Annotated in this window: 2 protein-coding genes and 1 pseudogene; 1 reads left to right on the forward strand and 2 read right to left on the reverse strand. The window is 34.1% G+C overall.

Going from position 1 to position 4121, the window contains the following annotated elements; genetic code table 11:
• Positions 1-601 precede the first annotated feature (601 nt).
• Positions 602-757 carry a hypothetical protein gene (locus tag F6K13_RS21580; protein WP_287242752.1) on the reverse strand — a complete coding sequence of 52 codons (156 nt, stop codon included), beginning with the start codon at positions 755-757 and terminating at the stop codon, positions 602-604.
• A gap of 832 nt (positions 758-1589) precedes the next feature.
• On the opposite strand from F6K13_RS21580, the gene F6K13_RS21585 reads away from it, so the two are divergent.
• The gene (locus F6K13_RS21585; protein WP_124147534.1) at positions 1590-2828 is read left to right on the forward strand and encodes a pyridoxal phosphate-dependent aminotransferase; all 1239 of its coding nucleotides are present in this window, start codon (positions 1590-1592) and stop codon (positions 2826-2828) included.
• Positions 2829-3619: 791 nt separating this feature from the next.
• Here the strand turns inward: F6K13_RS21585 and F6K13_RS21590 are convergent.
• Positions 3620-4121 (reverse strand): annotated as a pseudogene (locus F6K13_RS21590) (hypothetical protein); the annotation flags it as partial.

Here is a 4121-nt window from a genome sequence, read left to right on the forward strand (position 1 = left end):
GTGTAGACGGTGGGGTATTAAACCCCACCGTCTACACGGTGTTCAAAATTACTTGGGGTGAGAATCCCCATGTAATTTTCCTCCTGTCTCCTGTCTCCTGTCTCCTGTCTCCTTCTTCAAGTAGTTGGAGATAAATTTAAGAAGCATAAGTTAGGTGTATTAGGTTGAGATTTTGAGTGTTGATTAATTCTTTATTTGTTATTTTCATGCTATCTTCTCTACATCATTAACACAAGTTCTAAGCTTAATAAGTTTTCATAAAAATTTTTCATCACTAAATCCAGTTGAGATAGACCAGACAAAAGTCTACTATAATCCATCTCTATCAAGCTTTTTTCCATAATATACTTGGTCTATAGTAATCATATTTGGTATAACTTTAGTCAAATTCAATAACCTCTAATATTATGTCTCTTTAAATAAGCACAATAAAAAATTTAGAGAGTAGGAAGTAGGGAGTAGAGAACAAGGGGAAGTTTGAAGAATATTATCTCTCATAAAGAAGAAAATTTTTATTATGGCTAATTAATGAGATTTAATATAACTCACAGTTAAATTTTTGGTAAAATTATCAATATATTTAATAACTATAGTATTTTTATCATTTTCTTTGTGGGTTTAATACCCCACCGTCTACACGGTGTTCAAAATTACTTGGGGTGAGAATCCCCATGTAATTTTCCTCCTGTCTCCTGTCTCCTGTCTCCTGTCTCCTGTCTCCTTCTTCAAAGCAATTCCCAAGAAGCGTGAGGTACAAAATTTATTTTTTTTAGGGAGTAGGGAGTAGGGAGTAGGGAGTAGAAAAGAAGAAAAAAAACTGTACCTCAGTAACTTGAGAAACGCTATATTTGATATGTAAATTATAGATTGAGGTTTTTTCTTATTAAAAAAAGCGGGCAGATTGAGTACTTATATCCTTGTGTTTGCTACTATTGAATACTGCTTTCCCTCCTTTACTATTCCCTCCATACCTTTTTCATAGCACTTGCTCTCCACATCCTAGTGTCGCTATCCGGAAGTTAAAAGTCATGCATTTAAAAGCGAGTGCTAATTGGCGAGGTTTCCTACGTATAAAGTGCGGAAGTAATTCCGCACACAGCCCCTCCAGAATGTAAGACGCACATCTGACAGTCAATCATTTTTGATTTGTAATTGTTTGAGGATTTTGTAAATAGTTTTCAACTAATAGTTTGGGTTGAAATATATTTTATAGCAGTCCTAAGGAAAGGAGAGGGAAAAATCGAAAACTTAAAACTCAGACAACGTAAGATTTTTCCTGATTCCTTCTTGCTTATGCTATAAATTATCTTTCTCTTGGTTTCAGTAGAAATCTAAACAGTTTGCGGAGCATTCCATCAGAAAAAGCTTTTTAATCTAAAAGAATAAAAATTTGGTTGTAAAGAATAGTCTATTCAGTAAATTCTAATTTGTTAGATAATAATTTTAATTAAATCTACAAGAATAAAAAAAATCTGAACATTTTTAAATTTTTACTTTTGAGTTGGAAAAACTCCTGACTCCTGTTTAATTTGATAAGATACACTTTGCTATTGTAGATTAACTTAGTTCAGGAGTCTATATAAATCACCATGCAGCTTGCCAAAAGGTTAGAACGAATACCACCTTATCTCTTTGCTGAAATTGACCGTAAACGGAATGAATTAGTTGAAAGAGGAGTTGACATCATTAATTTGGGGGCAGGAGATCCAGATCGACCCACACCAAAACATATTATCCAGGCAATGCATGAGGCAATTCAAGACTCTACCAATCATCATTATCCGCCCTACAAAGGTATAAAGGAATATAGACAAGCAGCAGCAGATTGGATGAAACGTCGGTTTGCCATTGAAGATTTAAACCCAGAAACAGAAGTAATTTCTTCAATAGGTTCTAAAGAGTCAATTCACAATACTTTCCTAGCTTTTGTCAACCCAGGGGATTATACCATAATTCCTGACCCTGGCTATCCAGTTTATCGCACCTCAACAATTTTTGCGGAGGGTCAACCCTATCCAATGCAGCTTCAGAGTGAAAATTGGTTGCCAAATTTAAAGACTATTCCTCAAGAAGTGGCTCAAAAAGCAAAATTGTTGTGGGTGAATTATCCTAATAATCCTACTGGTGCGACAGCTAATTTAGATTTTTTTCAGGAATTAGTAAACTTTTGTCGCCATTATGACATATTACTATGTCACGACCATGCTTATTCTGAAATGGCTTATGAAGGTTATAAACCTCCTAGTATATTACAAATTCCTGGTGCAAAAGATGTAGCAATTGAATTTCATAGTTTATCTAAGTCTTACAATATGACAGGATGGCGAATTGGTTTTGTAGTAGGAAATAGTTTAGGAATAAAAGGATTAAGTCAAGTTAAATCTAATGTAGATTCTGGAGTATTTAAAGCAATTCAAAAAGCGGCGATCGCTGCTTTTTCTACTACTGAAGAAGAGTTGCAAAGTTTAGTAGCTGTTTACCAACAGCGAAGAGATATTCTAATAGAAGGTTTACAATCTTTAGGGTGGCCGATTAAACCTAATTTAGCAAGTTTATATGTATGGGTTCCGGTTCCCAAAAATTATACGTCTCAAGAATTTGTTAACTTATTGTTAGACAAATGTGGCATTATCGTGCCTCCTGGAAATGGATATGGTGCTTCTGGAGAAGGGTTTTTTCGTATTGCATTAACAGTGGAAGAAGAGCGGATTTATGCAGCATTAAAAAGAATGAAAGATGCAGGCATTAGTTATCAATTAAAGCAAGAAGGAAGAGGGAAGAGGGAAGAGGGAAGAGGGAGGAAGGTTATTAAGCAAGAAAAAACTTAAATTTCCTGTAGATATTCACCAAAGAATAAGGTCTGAAGCCTCCCCCTTTCAAGGGGATAAAAAAATGGGGATAAAAAAAATAAAGTTCAATATTTCAAACCCCTGACTTTCCTGCGGAATGCTGGGCAAACAAGTAGAGGTACTGATAACTGAAATAACCTTTGGGTTTACACAAATAATTGCCTTCGGACATGATATTAAGGGTGAAAAAAACTGATGATTTTCAACTAATAAAGGAAGAAGGAGGAAGGGTATTGAGCAAGAAAAAAACTTAAATCTCCTGTAGATATTCATCAAATAATAAGGTCTGAACCCTCCCCCTTTCAAGGGAATAAAAAAAATAAAGTTCAAGATTTTAAGCCTCTGACTTTCCTGCGTAATGCTGTGCAAACAGGTAGAGATACTGATAACTGAAATAACCTTTTGGTTTGCACAAACGATTGCCTTCGGACATGATATTAAGGGTGAAAAAACTGAGTATTTTCAACCAATAATTGTGTTTGAACAAAAAAAATTTTTACCAAATAATTAAGGTTTAAAACCAAATTTATAAATGTTTGCTACAAATATCTAGAGTATTTCTTAGGAGTCAGAAGTCAGGAGTCCTATGGGAATGCCTTTAATACGATTTTTTAGGTCGTAAATTATCTTTTTTTTCAAAGGGACATCTCCTGTAAAATCTTTTTATCGTTCTTACTATTCGTAACATTCTTTTTGAAAATTGGTATCAAGCCTCTTTTGAGTTGAAAAAAGTGCTAGATATCACGCCCAAAACCCTCAAAAAGTTACCATCAAAGGCAGGGGGGATTACAGAAAAATTTAGTAACTTGATATTCTGCGGAAAAATCTGCAACATAAATAGCTTTAAGATTTTGAACGTCTTTAGCTTGGTTAATATTTACCTGAATGTTTGAGGCATTTATTCTTAAATATTTATCGACATTTCTCGTACTTTTAACTTCAACTTGTTTATTATCAATCCACTGATAATATGTATATGGTTCTTCTACTACATAACGAACTTTTGGAGCCATTTGTTCGAGGCGTTCTCCTGCCACACCCGCAGCAATTTTGGCAATTTTTGCTTGTTCCCAATGATGATAACGATTACTGATAGTTGAACAGAGAAAAAATCCTCCCACTAACAAAATTAAAACTAGAATTAGATGTGGCAACTTTTTCAGTAAACTTGAATATTGAGACACTAATTCATTAATCAAAATATTTGGTTCTGATTTTTGATTACGGATAGTAAAACTGATAATAGCTATACTTAAACCAAAGAAACCAATG

The organism is Okeania sp. SIO2B9, assembly GCF_010672505.1.
Lineage (GTDB): Bacteria > Cyanobacteriota > Cyanobacteriia > Cyanobacteriales > Microcoleaceae > Okeania > Okeania hirsuta.

Excerpts from the sequence above, each read along its gene's own strand:
- F6K13_RS21585 (WP_124147534.1), top strand. The coding sequence starts at position 1,590 with ATGCAGCTTGCCAAAAGGTTAGAACGAATACCACCTTATCTCTTTGCT.